General features: G+C 75.4%; 16 protein-coding genes. 7 read left to right on the forward strand and 9 right to left on the reverse strand.

Features of this window, described 5'->3' with window-relative positions; genetic code table 11:
• Positions 1-24: 24 nt before the first annotated feature.
• The gene (locus ABD324_RS33800) at positions 25-1,269 is read right to left on the reverse strand and encodes an amidohydrolase (protein WP_344426751.1); all 1,245 of its coding nucleotides are present in this window, start codon (positions 1,267-1,269) and stop codon (positions 25-27) included.
• A 336-nt stretch (positions 1,270-1,605) separates the two neighbouring features.
• Between ABD324_RS33800 and ABD324_RS33805 the strand changes: the two genes are divergently transcribed.
• The 4 genes from ABD324_RS33805 to ABD324_RS33820 all read left to right on the forward strand — a co-directional run bounded on the left by ABD324_RS33805 (position 1,606) and on the right by ABD324_RS33820 (position 6,391).
• Positions 1,606-3,306: a serine/threonine-protein kinase gene (locus ABD324_RS33805; RefSeq protein ID WP_344426754.1), complete on the forward strand. Its 1,701-nt coding sequence runs from the start codon at positions 1,606-1,608 to the stop codon at positions 3,304-3,306.
• 47 nt (positions 3,307-3,353) lie between these two features.
• Positions 3,354-4,148, forward strand: coding sequence for a purine-nucleoside phosphorylase (locus ABD324_RS33810; protein ID WP_344426758.1), 795 nt, complete (start codon positions 3,354-3,356; stop codon positions 4,146-4,148).
• Between the two features lie 117 nt (positions 4,149-4,265).
• The gene (locus tag ABD324_RS33815; RefSeq protein WP_344426761.1) at positions 4,266-5,942 is read left to right on the forward strand and encodes a phospho-sugar mutase; all 1,677 of its coding nucleotides are present in this window, start codon (positions 4,266-4,268) and stop codon (positions 5,940-5,942) included.
• On the forward strand, positions 5,939-6,391 hold the full coding sequence (locus ABD324_RS33820; protein ID WP_344426764.1) for a flavodoxin family protein: 453 nt from the start codon (positions 5,939-5,941) through the stop codon (positions 6,389-6,391). Before ABD324_RS33815 ends, ABD324_RS33820 begins: the two co-directional genes overlap by 4 nt.
• Here ABD324_RS33820 and ABD324_RS33825 read toward each other — a convergent pair.
• Positions 6,381-7,181 (reverse strand): SGNH/GDSL hydrolase family protein, encoded by an 801-nt coding sequence (locus ABD324_RS33825; RefSeq protein ID WP_344426766.1) that lies wholly within the window; start codon positions 7,179-7,181, stop codon positions 6,381-6,383. The genes ABD324_RS33820 and ABD324_RS33825 overlap by 11 nt on opposite strands.
• A 131-nt stretch (positions 7,182-7,312) precedes the next feature.
• Between ABD324_RS33825 and ABD324_RS33830 the strand changes: the two genes are divergently transcribed.
• Positions 7,313-7,912 carry a TetR/AcrR family transcriptional regulator gene (locus tag ABD324_RS33830; protein WP_344426769.1) on the forward strand — a complete coding sequence of 200 codons (600 nt, stop codon included), beginning with the start codon at positions 7,313-7,315 and terminating at the stop codon, positions 7,910-7,912.
• On the opposite strand, the gene upp is transcribed toward ABD324_RS33830, so the two are convergent.
• Complete coding sequence (gene upp / locus ABD324_RS33835) at positions 7,894-8,517, reverse strand: uracil phosphoribosyltransferase (RefSeq protein ID WP_344426772.1); 624 nt, start codon at positions 8,515-8,517, stop codon at positions 7,894-7,896. The two genes, ABD324_RS33830 and upp, sit on opposite strands and share 19 nt — an antisense overlap.
• A 405-nt stretch (positions 8,518-8,922) precedes the next feature.
• Here upp and ABD324_RS33840 point away from each other — a divergent pair, with 405 nt between their 5' ends.
• Both ABD324_RS33840 and ABD324_RS33845 read left to right on the forward strand, forming a co-directional pair.
• The gene (locus ABD324_RS33840; RefSeq protein WP_037046372.1) at positions 8,923-9,159 is read left to right on the forward strand and encodes a hypothetical protein; all 237 of its coding nucleotides are present in this window, start codon (positions 8,923-8,925) and stop codon (positions 9,157-9,159) included.
• A gap of 265 nt (positions 9,160-9,424) precedes the next feature.
• A complete protein-coding gene (locus ABD324_RS33845; protein ID WP_344426783.1) occupies positions 9,425-10,699 on the forward strand; it encodes a primosomal protein in 1,275 nt (424 codons plus the stop codon).
• Positions 10,700-10,702: 3 nt separating this feature from the next.
• On the opposite strand, the gene ABD324_RS33850 is transcribed toward ABD324_RS33845, so the two are convergent.
• The 6 genes from ABD324_RS33850 to ABD324_RS33875 form a co-directional block, all read right to left on the reverse strand.
• Positions 10,703-11,284, reverse strand: coding sequence for a GTP-binding protein (locus ABD324_RS33850; RefSeq protein ID WP_344426785.1), 582 nt, complete (start codon positions 11,282-11,284; stop codon positions 10,703-10,705).
• Positions 11,265-11,627, reverse strand: coding sequence for a DUF742 domain-containing protein (locus tag ABD324_RS33855; protein ID WP_344426788.1), 363 nt, complete (start codon positions 11,625-11,627; stop codon positions 11,265-11,267). The genes ABD324_RS33850 and ABD324_RS33855 overlap by 20 nt, the downstream gene beginning before the upstream one ends.
• A 9-nt stretch (positions 11,628-11,636) precedes the next feature.
• Positions 11,637-12,041, reverse strand: a complete 405-nt coding sequence (locus tag ABD324_RS33860) for a roadblock/LC7 domain-containing protein (protein WP_344427559.1) — start codon at positions 12,039-12,041, stop codon at positions 11,637-11,639.
• A 41-nt stretch (positions 12,042-12,082) separates the two neighbouring features.
• The gene (locus tag ABD324_RS33865) at positions 12,083-14,425 is read right to left on the reverse strand and encodes a sensor histidine kinase (RefSeq protein WP_344426791.1); all 2,343 of its coding nucleotides are present in this window, start codon (positions 14,423-14,425) and stop codon (positions 12,083-12,085) included.
• A 218-nt stretch (positions 14,426-14,643) separates the two neighbouring features.
• Positions 14,644-15,267, reverse strand: a complete 624-nt coding sequence (locus ABD324_RS33870) for a response regulator (protein WP_344426794.1) — start codon at positions 15,265-15,267, stop codon at positions 14,644-14,646.
• On the reverse strand, positions 15,267-16,493 hold the full coding sequence (locus tag ABD324_RS33875) for a sensor histidine kinase (protein ID WP_344426797.1): 1,227 nt from the start codon (positions 16,491-16,493) through the stop codon (positions 15,267-15,269). The genes ABD324_RS33870 and ABD324_RS33875 overlap by 1 nt, the downstream gene beginning before the upstream one ends.
• Between the last annotated feature and the right edge of the window lie 62 nt (positions 16,494-16,555).

The raw sequence follows: 16,555 nt of genomic DNA on the forward strand, positions 1-16,555 counted from the left end.
CTACGGAAAGTGCCGACTCGCGGGTTAGGCGAGGGCCGCGAGGGCGCTGTTGACCAGGATGCGGAGGCCGAAGGGGAGGGCACGCTCGTCGAGGTCGAAGGTGGGCTGGTGGATGTCCTTCATCGGGCCCACCCCCGGCCACACGCCGAGGCGGGCCATCGCGCCCGGCACCTTCTCCAGGTACCACGCGAAGTCCTCGCCGCCGGAGGACTGTTCCGTGTCCGCCGCCGCGTCGAGGCCACCGGTGAGGATCGCGGCGTCCCGGAGGATGCCGCTGCTGTCCGCCTCGTTGACCACGGGCGGGACGCCGCGGGTGTAGTCCACGACGTACCCCACGCCGAGCGGCGCGAGGACGGCCGCGACCAGGGCGCGGAACTTGTCCTCGAGGTCCGCCCAGGTGGCGTGGTCGGCCGTGCGCAGCGTGCCGCGCAGCACACCGTGCTGCGGGATCGCGTTGGCCGCCTGCCCCGACGCCACCGCACCCCACACCAGGACGGTGCCCGAGCGCGGGTCGACCTGACGGGTGAGCAGCAGCGGGAGCTGCGTGATCAGCTGGCCGAGGGCCTGCACCAGGTCCGCCGTGAGGTGCGGACGGGCGGTGTGACCGCCGGGCGAGGTGAGCCGGATCTCGACGATGTCGCAGGCCGAGGTGATCGGGCCGACCCGGGTGCCGAGCCGGCCGACCTCCAGGCGCGGGTCGCAGTGCAGCGCGAAGATGCGCTCCACCCCGTCCATCGCGCCGTCCGCCACCACGTCGAGCGCGCCGCCGGGCTGCACCTCCTCGGCCGGCTGGAAGATCAGCCGGACGCGGCCGGGCAGCGAGGGTGCGGCGGCCAGCGCGAGACCGGCCCCGAGCACCATCGCGGTGTGCGCGTCGTGCCCGCAGGCGTGCATGGCGCCCGGGACGGTGGAGGCGAACGAGAGGCCCGTCGCCTCGTCGAGCGGCAGTGCGTCGAGATCCGCGCGCAGCGCCACGCAGCGGTCCCCGCGGCCGACGTCGCACACCAGGCCGGTGCCGCCGGGCAGGGTGCGGGGCTCGAGTCCGGCGGCCATCAGCCGCCGGGCCACGAGGGCGGTCGTGCGGTGCTCGTCACGGCCGAGCTCGGGTACGGAGTGCAGCGATCGGCGGGCCGCGACGACCGCGCCGCGGTGGTCGGAGAGCCACGCGTCGAGCCAGGCCGGGCCGGTGCCCGCGCCGAGGTCGGTGACGGCCGCGTTCACACCGTCACCGCTGGTCGCGAGCTCGGGGTGCGCCTCGAGCAGGGTCATCGGGGACCACCGGTCCCGACCACCCCACGAGCGCTCTTCGCTCTGTCCTGCATGAATCCATGGTGCTCACCCGGACGGCGGTGTACCAACCCGAAACCGGGCCTTCACCCGGTATCGGCGCCAAGGGGTCGGTGATCTGCTGCGGACGGCCCGGGCCCCGGTGACGAGCGGTCAGCGGCGATTGCGACGAACGGGCGTCGCCACCGCTCGTCGCCCCCCTGGCCACTGCGCACAGTCGCCGGACGGTCACGTGACGTGCCGGTTCGTGCTGGTGGGAGGCCCGGGAAGGGTCACCCCGCCGCACGCGCGCCCGGGGGCTCCGGGGAGAATGGAGTCGTGTCCACGCAGGAAGACGAGCAGCCGGGCCGCGTCGTCGGCGACCGGTACCGCCTCTCCGCGCAGCTCGGCAGCGGAGCGATGGGCACGGTCTGGTCGGGCTACGACGAGGTGCTGCGCCGCAAGGTCGCCGTCAAGGAGCTGAAGGTCCCCCGCGGGATCCCCGAGCGGGAGGCCCTCGCGATGCGCGAGCGGATGCTCCGCGAGGCGCGCGCCCTGGGCGGTCTGTCCCACCCGAACGTCATCACGGTGTTCGACGTCGTCGACGTCGGCGGCCAGCCGCTCGTCGTCCTCGAGATGGTGCCCTCGCGCAACCTCGCGGCGATGATCACCGACCAGGGGCCGCTCGACCCGCGGCAGGCGGCCGTCGTCGGGTACGCCACGGCGGCGGCGCTGCGGGCCGCGCACCGGGCCGGGATCACGCACCGGGACGTCAAGCCGGGCAACATCCTCATCGCCCACGACGGCCGGATCAAGCTCACGGACTTCGGCATCGCGCGCAACGCGCTGGACGCCCCGATGACCACCGCCGGGCTGGTGCTCGGCTCCCCCGCCTACATCGCGCCCGAGGTCGCCTCCGGCGGCGCGGTGACGCCGGCCGCGGACCTGTGGGGCCTGGGCACCACCCTGTTCGCCGCCATCGAGGGCCGCCCGCCGTACGACGTCAAGGGCGACCCGGTCTCGACGATCACCGAGGTGGTCGACGGCGACGTGCCCCACTGCCGGGACGCAGGCCCGGTCTCCGAGGTGATCGCCGGGCTGATGGTCAAGGAGCCCGCCGCGCGGATGCCCCTCGAGGAGGTCCGGCGCCGGCTGCGCCCGCTGCTCGACGACCCGGACGATCCCCTGTTCCCCGGCTCACCCGACGCGCCCACGCTGTTCTCCCGCGTCGTCCCGCCGTCCCGGCCCCCCGCCGGCGAGCGGTCGGCCCGCTACGACTCCGTGCCCGAGCCGCGCGTCGCCGCGTCGGGGCCCGTCCCGCCCGTCGCCGAGGAACGTCCGGCCGAGCGCTCCACCCGGGCCCCCGCCCGCGGCGCCCCGCTGGCCGCCGCGCCCGGCCCCCTGCCCGGCAGCCCGTACGCCACCGGTGCGCACCCGCCCACCGCGCCGCCCCGCCCCCCGATGCGCGCGCCCGCCCCGCCCCGCCCCGCCCCGCCCCGCCCCCCGCTGCCCGCCAGCTGGGCCCTGCCGCTGGCCGTCGCGGGCGCGCTGCTGGTGCTGCTCGGCGTCGTCGGCGGGTACGTCGTCACCCGGGCGATCGCGGGCCAGTCGCCGGTCTCCACGGTCACCGTCACCACCGCCCGCACCACGACCACCCCGCACGCGGACCAGCTCGGCTGGAGCATCGCCGTGCCGTCGACCTGGGCGCAGTTCCGCTCCGGCGAGGGCCGGGAGGCGACCGTGCGGTTCGTGAGCCCGGACGGCTCGGAGGAGCTCGCCGTGTGGCACACCACCGGGGACGTCGCGGCGTCCTTCACCGCCGAGAAGCTGGGCGTGGACTCGGTCGCCCCGGCGACCGCGGCGAACCACTTCAGCATCGTCTTCGGCGCCCAGCAGCGCACCGCGGCCGTGCAGACCGTGCCGGTCGCGGACGGGGCGTGGGCGATCTCGCTGACCGTCCCCGAGCAGCGGGCGGGGTCGCGCGCCGACGCCCTGCTCGCGTCCCTGGGCGCCACCTTCACCACTCCGCCCGCCGGATGAGCGCCACCCCGTCGGCCGGCCCGGCCCCCTCGGCCCCGGACCCCACCGTGCCCGATACCACCGTGCCCGATCCCGCCGCCGCGGCCGTCGCCCTGGCCCGTGCGACCGGCGCGGGGACCCACGATCTCGCCGTCGTCCTCGGTTCCGGCTGGCGCCCGGCCGCGGACGTGCTCGGCACCGGCACCGAAGTGCCCATGGCGGAGCTGCCCGGGTTCGTGCCGCCGCAGGTCCAGGGCCACGGCGGCACGGTCCGCTCGCTGGAGATCGGCGGGCGGCGGGTGCTCGTCCTGCTCGGCCGCACCCACCTGTACGAGGGCCACGGCATCGCGCCGGTCGTCCACGGCGTGCGCGTCGCGGCGGCCGCGGGCTGTCGCGCGGTCGTGCTGACCAACGCCGCGGGCGGCATCCGCGAGGGCATGGCGGTCGGGCAGCCGGTGCTGATCTCGGACCACCTCAACCTGCTGGGCCGCTCCCCACTCGTCGGCCCGCGGTTCACCGACCTCACGGACCTCTACTCGGCGCGGCTGCGCGCGCTCGCGCGGGAGATCGACCCGTCGCTCGAGGAGGGCGTGTACGCCGGGCTTCCCGGACCCCATTTCGAGACGCCGGCGGAGATCCGCATGCTGCGTGGGCTCGGCGCCGACCTGGTCGGCATGTCCACCGTGCTGGAGGCGGTCGCGGCGCGCGCCGAGGGCGTCGAGGTGTTCGGGTTGTCGCTGGTCACGAACCTGGCCGCGGGCATGACCGGGGAGCCGCTGGACCACGAGGAGGTCCTGGCGGCGGGCCGCGCCTCGGCGGCCCGGATGGGTGAGCTGCTCCGCGATCTCGTGGCCCGCGCGTGATCGGGCGGCCGGGCCCGGCGCGTGTCGGCACTGCTCCGGTCGGCACTGCTCCGGTCGGCGCTGCGGCTGGGGACACGACGGGCACGGGGACGACGGGCACGGCCGGGGCCCGCTGACGTGGATCCCGGCCTGCGCGACCGCACCCTGCGCTGGATCGCGGACGATCCGGAGCCCGCGGATCGCGCTGCGCTGCAACAGCTCCTGGTCGCGGCGATGACCGGCGCGGACCCCGCGGACCTGGCCGGGGTCATGGGCGAGCCCCTGCGTTTCGGCACCGCCGGCCTGCGCGGGCCGGTGCGTCCCGGGCCGGCGGGGATGAACGTGGCGGTGGTCCGGCGGGCGACCGCCGGCCTGGCCGCCTGGCTCGTCTCCGAGGGCCACCGGGGCGGCCCGGTCGTCGTCGGCCGGGACGCCCGGCACGGCTCCGAGGCGTTCGCCCGCGCCGCGGCCGGGGTGCTCGCCGCCGCGGGGTTCGCGGTGCACGTCCTGCCCGGTGCCCAGCCCACGCCGCTGCTCGCCTTCGCGGTGCAGCGGCTGCGCGCGGTCGCCGGCGTGCAGATCACCGCCTCGCACAATCCCCCGCAGGACAACGGGTACAAGGTCTACCTCGGGACGGGCGACGCGCCGGGGGCTCAGCTCGCCCCGCCGGCGGACGCCCGGATCGAGGCCGCGATCGGCGCCGCACCCGCGGCCGTCTCCGTACCCGAGGACCGGGCGGCGCGCGGGCTCGATCCCACCGAGGACTACCTCGCCCGGATGGAGACCCTGCGGCACAACGGCTTCCCGCTGCGGATCGCGCTGACCCCGCTCCACGGCGTGGGCGGGGCGACGGCGGTGCACGCGTTGGCCCGCACCGGGTTCACGGACGTGCACGTGGTGGCCGAGCAGGCCCGCCCGGATCCCGACTTCCCCACCGTCGCCTTCCCCAACCCGGAGGAGCCCGGGGTGACCGACCTCCTGCTCGCCCTGGCGGCCGAGCGGGGCGCGGACCTGGCGATCGCCCTCGACCCGGACGCGGACCGCTGCGCGATCGGCGTCCCGGCCGGCGGTGGGCCGGCCGAGGGGCCGGGCGACAGCGGACCGGGCGGGGCGACGGGCGACGGCGTTCCGGCCTGGCGCATGCTCACCGGCGACGAGACCGGCGCCCTGCTCGGCGACCATCTGTTGCGGCACAGCGCATCGGGGCAGGGCAGCGGGGACCGGCTCGTCGCCACCACCGTCGTCTCCTCGTCGCTGCTCGGGCGGATCGCCGCCGCCCACGGCGCCCGGTTCGCCGAGACCCTCACCGGGTTCAAGTGGATCGTCCGCGCCGGGCCGGGCCTCGTGTACGGCTACGAGGAGGCGCTCGGGCACTGCGTGGACCCGGACGCGGTGCGGGACAAGGACGGGATCGCCACCGCGGTGGTCCTTGCCGATCTCGCGGCCGGGCTGAAGGCGGAGGGCCGCACCCTGCTCGACCGGCTCGACGAGCTGTTCGCCGCGCACGGCGTGCACCGCACCGCCGGGCTGTCGCTGCGGATGCCGCCCGCGCAGGCCCGCGCGGTCGTCGAGCGGCTCGGTCCGCCGGGCTGGGAGGTGGACCGCCCCGCACCGGACGTGCTGCGGCTGCGGCGCCCCGCGGACCGGGACGGCAGGGCCGCCCGGCTCGTGGTGCGCCCCTCGGGCACGGAGCCGAAGCTGAAGGCGTACCTGGAGGTCGTCGAACCACCCGATGCGAACGTGGCGGCGGCGAAGGCCCGCGCGGACGAGCGGCTGGCGGACCTGCGGACCGAGGCGGAGGAGCTGCTGCGATGACGAGGCTGCTGATCGTCCACCACACCCCGTCCCCCGCCTGCCGGGAGCTGCTCGACGAGGTGGTGCGCGGCGCGAGCGATCCGGAGATCACCGGGGTGGAGGTGCACCGGCGCGCGGCGCTGGCCGCCACGCCGTCGGATCTCCTGGAGGCGGACGCGGTCGTGCTCGGGACCCCCGCGAACATCGGCTACATGTCGGGGGCGCTCAAGCACTTCTTCGACCAGGTCTTCTACGTCTGCGGCGACGACACCCGCGGGCTCCCCTACGGCCTCTACGTCCACGGCAACCAGGGCCTGGAGGGCGCCGTGGCCGCCGTCCGGTCGATCGCGGAGGGCATGGGCTGGCAGCAGGCCGCCGCGGCCGTGGAGGTCGTGGGCGCCCCCGACAAGGCCGCCCGTGAGGCCTGCTGGGAGCTCGGCGCGACCCTGGCGGCGGGGATCAGCGGGTGAGGGCCGCCTGCGCCGGTACGGGGCGCTGCGCGGACAGCCAGCCCTCCACCCGTCCCGTCCACATCCTGGCGATCTTCGCGTAGCCGCCCGCGTTGGCGTGCAGCCCGTCGGAGAAGTCGGTGGGCGACGCCAGCAGGTCCGAGGTGTCCACGAACTCCACGGAGTGGCCGAGGACGCGGTGCCGCGCGATCACCCCGGGCGTGAGCCGGGCGAGCTCGGCGCGGGCGGCGGCGCGCTGCGGCATCTTCGCCCAGATCCCGGCGACGACGACGTGCGTCTGCGGGGCGGCGTCGAAGATCTCGTCGAGCAGCGCGTCGAGCCGGCCCGCGGCGACCTGTCCGGTGGCACCGCTGCCGATGTCGTTCGTGCCCATGTGGAGCAGCACCACGTCCGGATCGGCGGCGCGGACCCAGCCGCCGACGTACGGGACCATCCCCTCGAGCGTCCAGCCGGAGTGGCCCTCGTTGTCCCGGTCCGGCAGGGAGGCCGGGCCGCTGCGCAGCGAGCCGACGAAGTTCACGCGGACGCCGTCCGCCGCGAGGTCCCGGAAGAGCGGGAGCCGGTAGCCCGCGGTGTCCGGGCTGCCGATCCCCTCGGTGCTCGAGGCGCCCAGCGGCATGACCCGGAGCTGGGCCGTGGGGGAGGCACCCTCGGCGGCCGTGCGGACGCCCACGAGCTCCTCGCCGCCGGCGGGGACCGCGGCGAGGACGAGCCCGGCCGTCACCAGGGTGGCCACCCCGAACCGCAGCATCCGGACCCGGCCGAGCAGTCCAGCGAGCCTCGCACCCATCGTTCCCCCGGCACGGGCCCACACCCCCGCGGTGCGGACGCCCGATGAGGTGTCTGATAAGAGCCGCCGGATGTTACGTGCGGATGTCGCTGAACAGGCGAGGGCCCCGGAGGCGGAGGTAGCCTCCGCCGGTGCCACGCCCCAAGGTCCACGACGACGAGCTGCGCGAGCGGCTGCGCGAGCGGGCCGGGGAGCTGCTGACCGCCCATGGTGTGGAGGGGCTGTCGCTGCGGACCCTGGCCTCGGACGTCGGTACCTCCACGACCGCCGTCTACGCCCTGTTCGGCGGCAAGCCCGGCCTGGTGAAGTCCCTGGTGGACGACGCGTTCCGGCAGCTGGGCCGCACGCTGGCCGGGGTCCCGGCGCAGCGGGACCCGGCCGAGCAGCTCGTCGCGCTCGGGGAGGCCTACCGCTCCGGCGCGCTGGCCGACCCCCACCTGTACGACGCGATGTTCGACGGCTCCGCGCTCGACGCGGGCTCCCGGGCGCTGCAGGAGGAGGCCTTCGCCCCCCTGGTGGCCGCGGTGGAGCGCGCGCGGGACGAGCGGGTGCTGCGCGCCGACGCCGAACCCGCGACGGTCGTGCTGGGGCTGTGGGCGGTCCTGCACGGCCTGGTGAGCATCCAGCTGCACGCGCACACGCCGCGCGGTGCGGACGATCCCACGGACGGGTTCGCGCCCTGCCTGCGCGCCGCCGTCGACGGCTGGCGGGTTCAGACCGCCCCGAACTGACGGTCCCCCGCGTCCCCCAGGCCCGGGACGATGAAGGCGGAGTCGTTGAGCCGCTCGTCGACCGATGCCGTGACGAGCCGGACCGGCAGGCCGCTCGCCTCCAGCGTCGCGACGCCCTCGGGGGCGGCGAGCACGCAGACCGCGGTGACGTCGTCCGCGCCGCGGGCGACGAGCAGCTCGACGGTGTGGACCATGGATCCCCCGGTGGCGAGCATCGGGTCCAGCACGAACACGGGCCGCCCGACGAGCGACTCCGGCAGGGACTCCATGTACGGGGTGGGCCGGTGGGTCGTCTCGTCCCGCGCGACGCCCACGAACCCGACCTGGGCCTCGGGGACCAGGCTCTGCGCGGCGTCGACCATGCCGAGGCCCGCCCGCAGCACCGGGACGAGCACCGGCGGGTGGGCGAGCCGGTGGCCCGTGGTCCGGGCGACCGGGGTGTGGAGCGGGAACTCCGCCAGCGGGGCGTCCCGGGTCGCCTCGACGACCAGCAGCAGCGTGAGGTCGCGCAGGGCGGCGCGGAACGCGGCGTTGTCCGTGCGGGCGTCCCGCATGGTCGTGAGCCGCGCTCGCGCGAGGGGATGGTCGACGACCCGCACGATCATGCGCGGGAGCCTACGGCCGGCCCCGTGTGAGTGGGGGCGGTGCCGCCGGTTCGGGTGTGAGCGCGCCCACTGATCATCACTCTGCGTGGCTGAACGACCGCTCGGCGCCGTCGGTCGCGGGACCCCGCGTGCACCCTCCGGTGGACGGCCGCACGCGGACCTGCGGACGGTCGGTGAACACGAGCAACCAAGATCAACATGCCGGGCCGGCGATCGGTCACACCCTGTGCCCGTACGACCCCCTTCCACCCCGTGATCATCCGTTTCGTGCGCTCTGAGTCCCGGGTTCCGCACCAACCGTGACCGATCACCTCATTCACCCTGACCCGAACGGGTGGTAAGCGCGCAGGACTGTCACGCCGGAGCCCCTGCCGACGCTGTACTAGGTGACAAGGAGGTGATCCGGTGCCGGAGAACACGACTTCAGACGAGCAGACGCTGGTCGCTGCCGCCGAGAAGCTCACCCAGTGCGACGGCTACGTGGTGCTCGCCGTCGACCCCCAGACCGGGGAGGTGGACGCGCACGGCCCGTTCGACGGGCTGACCGCGACGGTCAAGGCGGACCAGCTGCGACGCGACTTCGACCGTGGCGGGCTCGAGGACGTCACAGTGGGCGTCGTCCGTCTGCACAGCTCCACCTGAGGGCCGGACCGGCACCCCGGGGCGTCACCCGCCGCCGCGACCGCGGCGGAACCGACGTCCGGGATCCCCGGTGGGACCCGTCCCGCAGGACAATCGACAGCCTCGCCCGAGCAGTACGGCAGGCGGCACGGCGCCGAGCCACGACCGGCTCCCGTCCGGTCGTCGCTCCCCCCAGGAACGACACCGGCGCCGCTGCCCCGCCGTCTCGCTGCCCCTCCCGACCGGCGCACACGTGCCGCTCAGGTGGCGCCGCTAGGCTCCCCGCGTGGCAAGCGACATCGTCCCGATCCAGCTCTCCCTGACCGAGGGCGACCTCTACACACTCTGGGCCCCGCGCTGGCGCGAGGACGGCGAGGAGTGGGAGGCCTTCCTCGGCGACGACGAGGCGGTGTTCGGCTTCCCCGAGGTCGCGCAGCTCGCCGCGTTCGTCCGCACGGCGACCGAGCACGACCTCGAGGACCACCCCGCCTGGTCCGTGGTGCCCACGCTGACCGTCGCCGAGCTGACCCCCGAGGAGTCGCGCCGGTTCGACGTCATCGGCGTGCCCGAGCTCGTCGCCGAGGATCCGGACACCTGGACGATCGGCGAGCTCGCCGAGATCGTCGAGATCGTGCGGTCCTTCGCGGACGTCTGCGACCTCGACGCCGTCACCGCGATCCTCGACTCCGCGCCCGGCTTCTCCCTGCTCGACCAGGGCACCCTGCCGTTCGCCGGCCGCGAGGGCGCCCGGCTGTGGTCCCAGGTGGCCGACACGGTGCAGGAGCACTGGGACGACGTCGTCGACGCGCTCGACGCCATGACCGCCACCCCCGAGGTGGACGCCAGGGCGCTCGCCGGGGCCGAGAAGGAGGCGGCGGCCCTCGCCGCGCGGATCGCCGACGCCGAGTCGACCCTGGACGACTCCGCCGACATCGACGAGCTCGAGGAGGCGGACGAGGAGGCCATCGCCGACCAGGTGGCGGACGACGAGGCCGACGACGGTCCGGTCGGCTTCTGGGAGGAGGTCGGCATCGACCCGATCCGGGTCACCACGAGCACCGGCACCTGGGTCACCCTGCGCTGCTACCTCGACGACCGGCCGATCTTCCTCGGCACCCGCGGCCGGATCGACGCCTTCGACTCCGAGCGCGCGCTGGCCCGCTGGCTGGCCGACTCGGGCAAGGAGGACAACGACCTCGTCGCCGCCTCCACCTGGCACGACGTGCTCGACCTGGCCGCCGTCGGGGAGCTCGAGGTGACCGTCGACCCGATGAACGACTACGTGCTCGTCGGGATCGACGAGGACATCGCCGAGGGCACCCTGCAGGTCGACCCCACCCAGCTGGAGCTGGCCTCCGAGCTGGTCCTCGACGTCGCCGAGTGGGCGGGCGACGACGAGCCGGCCCACGCGCTCGCGGAGTCCGAGAGCCTCGGCTGGCTCGTCTCCTTCGTGATCCGCCCCAATCCCACCCGCCTCGCGCCCAGCCCGCCCTTCGACGCCGAGGCCGCCCGCTGGCGCGAGCTCGTCCACACCACCGAGGCCCGGTTCCAGAAGGGCTGACCCTCAGCGCACCGTCTGCAGCAGGTGCTCGACGAGCGTCACGAGGACCTCCTTGCTCGACTCCCGGTCGCGCACGTCGCAGTGCACGACCGGCACGCCGGGGGCGAGGTCGATCGCCTCCCGGACCTGCCGGACGGGATGGCGGGGCGCCCCGTCGAAGCAGTTGACCCCGACGACGAACGGGATTCCCCGGCTCTCGAAGAAGTCCACGGCGGCGAAGCACGAGTCCAGCCTGCGGGTGTCGGCCAGGACGACGGCGCCGAGCGACCCGGTGGCCAGCTCGTCCCACATGAACCAGAAACGCTCCTGGCCCGGGGTGCCGAACAGGTAGAGCACCAGGGCCTGGTTCACCGTGATCCGGCCGAAGTCCAGCGCCACCGTGGTGGTCGTCTTCCCCGAGACCCCGGTGAGGTCGTCGACCGCGGCACCCGCGCTCGTCAGGACCTCCTCGGTGCGCAGCGGCACGATCTCGCTCACCGACCCGACCATCGTCGTCTTGCCCACCCCGAAGCCGCCGGCGACCAGGATCTTGACCGCCGACCGCTCCAGCCGCGGGGCCACGGGCTCAGAGTCGACGGAGACCATCGAGCACCGCGCGCAGGAGGTCGGGATCGTTCGCCGTACCCCGGCCGACCGGAGGGCGGAAGATCACGTCCCCGCTCTCGATCAGGTCACTCAACAACACCTTCACCACCACCATCGGCAGATCCGCCTTGGCCGCCACCTCGGCGACCGACAGCGGGTGGGAGCAGATCTCGAGGATCTCGGCCTGTCCGGGATCGGCCCGGCGCCGCTCGGGAGGGGCCACCGCGACCACCAGCGTGATCATGTCCAGGTCGTACCGGTCGGGTCTCGTCCGTCCGCGGGCCATCGCGAACGGGCGCACCAGCCGGCGGGAGTCCTCGTCGAACCAGCCCGTCTCGGACATCGCGGGGCGTCAGCCGTTCGGCCCGTCCGCGGCCGAGACCCGCGGAGGAGCCGAGAGCACGGTGCCGACCCTGCGGATGAGCATCCCCATCTCGTAGGCGACCGCGCCGATGTCCGCCTCCGCGTCCGCGAGCACCGCCAGGCAGGCGCCCGGCCCCGCCGCGGTGACGAACAGGAACAGCCCGTCCATCTCGACGACGGTCTGCTGCACCGGTCCGCCCCGGAACTGCCGCGAGGCGCTGCGCGCGAGGCTGTGGAACGCCGACGCCACGGCGGACAGGTGCTCGGCGTCGTCGTCCGCCGATCGCGAGCAGGCGACGAGCAGCCCGTCCGCCGAGAGCACGACCGCCCGGCCGACGCCGAACACGCGGTCGACGAGATCGTCGAGCAGCCAGCGCAGGTCGGGGCGGGTCATCCGGTTCGGGTCGGGCTGCGGGGCCTGTGGGTACGGTCCGGTCACGGGCTCTCCTCGGACGGTTCGGTCCCGGCCGGCAGGTGCTGCCGGACGGCCCGTGAGTTGCGTTGCCAGGCCGACATGCGCTGGCGTGCCTGCTCGGGGCTCGGCAGCGACGCGGCCTCGGCGACCGGCGGCGCGTGGAGCGGGGTCACGGCCGTGTCCTGCAGCTGCCGGTTCATGTGGGCCTGCCGCCGGCGCCGCGGGAGCGACGGCAGCGCACCGCCCGGATCGGCGACGTGCTGCCCGGCCGTGATCTGCGGCCGCCCGCGCAGCGGAACCCCGCGCACCGTGCCCCGCTGCCCCCGGGACACCGCCGGATCCGGCTCGGGCGCGGCGGGCGTGCCGCGCCCGGCCGGCGGGACGGCCTCGTCGCGGGCCGCCGGCGGGCTCGTCCGCTGCGCCGGCAGGTCGACCCGGCCCACGGCGCCCGGCACGTCGTCCACGACGAGGATCTCGTTGGGGATCAGCACCCCCGCCAGCACCCCGCCGTACGGGGAGTACCGCAGGGACACGGTGACGCCGTGCCTGCGGGCCAGCCAGGCCACGACGAACAGCCCGATCCGGGTGTCCTCCGTCAGCCGGAACAGGCCGAAGTCGGGGGGATCGGCGAGGACCCGGTTGAGCTCGGCGAGGCGCTCCTCCTCGATGCCGAGCCCCTGGTCCTCGACCTCGACCGCGATCCCCCGGCCGGCGACGCTGCCGCGGACCACGATCGGGGACTCCGGCGGGGAGAACGCGGTGGCGTTGTCGATCAGCTCGGCGAGCAGGTGGACGAGGTCCCCCACGGCGGGCCCCGCCACCTGGACCTCGGGCAGGTTGCCGAGCGCGACGCGCTGGTACTGCTCGGCCTCCCCGACCGCGCCGCGGACGAGCTCGCTCAGCGCGACCGGGTTGCGCCAGCGCCGGCGCGGGCGCTCGCCGCCGAGGATGATCAGGTTCTCGGCGTTGCGCCGCTCCCGGGTGGTCAGGTGGTCCAGGCGGAAGAGCAGCTCCAGCTGGTCGGGATCGGACTCCGTGCGCTCCACGCGGTCGAGCACCTGGATCTGCTGGTGCAGGATCGCCTGGCTGCGCCGGGCGATGTTGAGGAACGCCGCGTTGAACCCCGACCGGGCGCTCGCCTCGTCCACCGCGACCTGGACCGCGGTCCGCTGGGCGTGGTTGAAGGCCGCGGCGACCTGCCCGATCTCGTCCGTGCCGTAGTCGAGGACCGGCACCTCCTCGTCGATGTCCAGCCGCTCGCCGGCGCGCAGCCGCCGCACGGTCTCCGGCAGCGTCCGGTCGGCCAGGGCCAGTGTGTCGCTGCGCAGCCTGCCGAGCCGGCGCACCACCCGCGAGGCCACCACGCCGGAGATCACCGTGATCGCCGCCAGGCCGAGGAGCAGCCCGCCGACCAGCAGCAGCGTCGTGGTCAGGGACGCCTGCGCCCGGGTCTCGGCCAGCCGTTGCGCGGCGACGTAGGCGTTCCCGCCGATCGTGACGAGCTGGGCCGACGCCGCGGCGGCCTGCGCGTCGTCGAGGGAGACGGCCAGGGTGGCCGGGCCGCTGAGCCGGGACGCGAGCAACGCGACGACGGCCGCCTGGGTGTTCTTCCACTCCGGGGTCTCCTGCAGGTCGTCCACCTGCCGGGCGGCCTCGGGGGTGAGCAGCGGGACGGCCCGCCGCAGCAGGTCGTCGGAGACCCCGTAGAGCTGGGCGACCTTCGTGAGCTCGGCGACGTCGATCCCGCGCTGCGGCCGGCTGTGCGCGAGCGAGGTCGCCCGGTCCAGCAGGTCACCCGCGCGCAGCAGGTCGGCGGCGCGGGAGAGCCCGCTCGCGACGTCGTCGTCGGCGGTCGAGGCCAGCGCCAGGGACGCCTCGTTCAGCGTGTCGGTCATCGGGGCGAACCCCTCGACGACGCCGAGGGGCAGGATCGACCTGTTGTCGACCCGCTCGCGCAGGGTCGGCAGGGCCTCGAGCGAGGTGCCGAACGCCCGGAAGGCCTCGAGCACGGTCGCCGGCAGGCTCGGCTGGAGGACGCCGAGGTTCGCCGCGGTCGCGGTCACGACCTGGTTGAGCTCGCCTCGTGCCGCGACGAGGGCCTGCCGGTTCGCGGGGCTCTGGTCGGCGACGAAGCGGATGCTGGCCGCGCGCTCCGCAATCGTCTTCTGGAAGAAGCCCCCGACCGGCCCCCGGACGTCCCGGACGATGGTGTCCGCCCCGCCCGCCTGCTCCAGCGCCGAGGCGACCTCGCGCCCACCGACGACCGCCGCGACCGTGAAGACCAGCAGGCCGGGGACCAGGATGCCCGCGAGCAGCCTGGTCCGCAGCGACAGTGGCCGACCTCGACGAGCGCTGCTGCCCACGGCTCCTCCGGACGGTTCACCCCGCTCCGCCGGCCCCCTCTGGGCCAGGACGGATTGCGGACGCTAACAGCGCCCCCGGTGCCCCCCGCGGGAAGGATCGTGACCTCGCCCACACGGCTCGCCGGAGCGCCCGGAAAGACCCGTCCGCGAGGGATCCGTCCGGTGGCAGCACTGTTTCGGCGCCTCGTTCATCGGGTGCGAAAGGGATCCGACGACAGCTATCGGGCCCGCAGCGCGAGGAGGGCGAGCTGGGTGCGGTTCTGCAGGTCCAGCTTGGCCAGGGCGGCGGAGACGTACCCCTTCACCGTGGCCTCGGTGAGGTGCAGGGCGGCGGCGATCCCGGCGTTGCTCGCGCCCTCGGCGAGCAGGTCCGCGACCTCGCGTTCGCGCTCGCTCAGCGCGGCGAGGGTGCGACGGGCCTCCCCGGCGCCGGACTCGCGGCCGGCCAGGGTCCGGGCGGTCGAGCGCGAGAGCACGGTGTGCCCGCCCGCGGCGACCCGGACGAGGTCGGCGAGATCGTCCGGCGGCGTGGACTTGAGCAGGTACCCGGCGGCGCCGGCCCGCAGCGCGCGGCGCACGTGGTCGTCGCCGTCGAACGTCGTGAGCGCGACGACGGCGGGCGGGTCGGGCAGCGCGGTGATCCGGACGGTGGCGGTGATCCCGTCGACACCGGGCATGCGCAGGTCCATCAGCACGACGTCCGGCCGGTGGCGCACGACGAGCTCCACGGCCTCGGCCCCGTCGGCGGCCGCGCCGACCACCTCGATCCCCGCCGCGCCGAGGATCGTCGTGAGGTGGGCACGGACCATCGGCTCGTCGTCCGCGAGCAGGACCCGGACCATCACCGGGCTCCCGGCAGGACGGCCCGGACCTCGAAGCCGCCGTCCGCGCGGGGCCCGGCCTCGAGGGTCCCGCCGGTGATCGAGACGCGTTCGTGCAGGCCGCGCAGGCCGGTGCCGGACCCGGAGGCGGCGAGCTCGCCGTCGAGCGGGGCGTCGGGGGCGGAGTTGCGCACGCTCACCACCAGATCCTCCCCGCACCGCACGCGGATCCGCACCACGGAGCCCGGCGCGTGCTTGTGCGCGTTGGTCAGTGCCTCCTGGACCACGCGGTGCGCGGTGCGCCCGACGGCGCCCTCCGGGAGGTCGTCGCCGTCCAGCTCGACGGCCATCCCGGCCGCCGCCGAGGCGGCGACGAGCGCCCGCAGGTCCGGCTCGCCGCCACCGGGACCGACCCGCGGCGAGGCGCCCACCGGCTCGGGCGTGTGCAGCACCCGGACCAGCTCGCGCAGCTCGTCGAGCGCGACCATCCCGGACTCCCGCAGGGTCCGCGCCGCCTCGCGGGCGGTCTCGGTGCTGATCTCGGGCCCGGTCACCTCGAGCGCCCCGGCCTGCAGGACCATCAGCGTGACACGGTGGGTGACGACGTCGTGCATCTCCGAGGCGAGCCGCGCCCGTTCCTCCGCGCGGGCCCGGTCCGCCAGCAGCCGCTGCTCGCGGTCGGTGCGCTCGGCGCGTTCGCGCAGGTCGTCGAGGATCCGGCGGCGCGCGGCGAGGTGGCGCCCGGCGAGCGCGGTCACCGCGGTGCCGAGCAGGCCGAGCGGCACGGTGTCCCAGCCCGGATCCCACACCCGGACGGCCAGCAGCGTCAGCACCGCGACGAACACCCAGGTCAGGCGCCGGTTCCGGATCTGGACGAGCACGAAGATCGCGACGCCGGTCGGGGCGAGGAGCCCGAGGCTGCCGTTGACCACCAGGGTGGGCACGAACAGGCCGGGCGCGATCACGTCGGCGAGGGCCCCGGCCGTCAGGAAGCCGACGACGACGTAGGGGATCCGCAGCACGACCAGCAACGACAGGTCCGCGACGAGCTGCAGTGCGAGGCCGGCGAAGGGGCCGAGCGCGCCCGTGGTGCGGCCGCCGAGGACGGCGCCGAGCACGTCCAGGGCGACGAAGAGCAGCGCCGTCAGGATCAGGAACGCCCGCGCGTACCGGTCCGGCCAGAGCCGCGGCCACGGCCAGCCCGCGGGGTCACCGACCTCGCCCGAGCCCACGAACGTGGGATGCATACGGATCACCGTAGCCCCGCTGACCTGGGCGGACCGCCCTCCGCCGTCGGGTGGGCACCCGA

The organism is Pseudonocardia ailaonensis (assembly GCF_039531635.1).
GTDB classification, from domain to species: Bacteria; Actinomycetota; Actinomycetes; order Mycobacteriales; family Pseudonocardiaceae; genus Pseudonocardia; species Pseudonocardia ailaonensis.

Coding starts and splice junctions, on each gene's coding strand:
- ABD324_RS33800 (WP_344426751.1), bottom strand. CDS start 1,269: ATGACCCTGCTCGAGGCGCACCCCGAGCTCGCGACCAGCGGTGACGGT.
- ABD324_RS33820 (WP_344426764.1), top strand. CDS start 5,939: ATGACGAGGCTGCTGATCGTCCACCACACCCCGTCCCCCGCCTGCCGG.
- ABD324_RS33825 (WP_344426766.1), bottom strand. CDS start 7,181: ATGGGTGCGAGGCTCGCTGGACTGCTCGGCCGGGTCCGGATGCTGCGG.
- upp (WP_344426772.1), bottom strand. CDS start 8,517: ATGATCGTGCGGGTCGTCGACCATCCCCTCGCGCGAGCGCGGCTCACG.
- ABD324_RS33850 (WP_344426785.1), bottom strand. CDS start 11,284: ATGGTCTCCGTCGACTCTGAGCCCGTGGCCCCGCGGCTGGAGCGGTCG.
- ABD324_RS33855 (WP_344426788.1), bottom strand. CDS start 11,627: ATGTCCGAGACGGGCTGGTTCGACGAGGACTCCCGCCGGCTGGTGCGC.
- ABD324_RS33860 (WP_344427559.1), bottom strand. CDS start 12,041: ATGACCCGCCCCGACCTGCGCTGGCTGCTCGACGATCTCGTCGACCGC.
- ABD324_RS33870 (WP_344426794.1), bottom strand. CDS start 15,267: ATGGTCCGGGTCCTGCTCGCGGACGACGAGCCGATGGTCCGTGCCCAC.
- ABD324_RS33875 (WP_344426797.1), bottom strand. CDS start 16,493: ATGCATCCCACGTTCGTGGGCTCGGGCGAGGTCGGTGACCCCGCGGGC.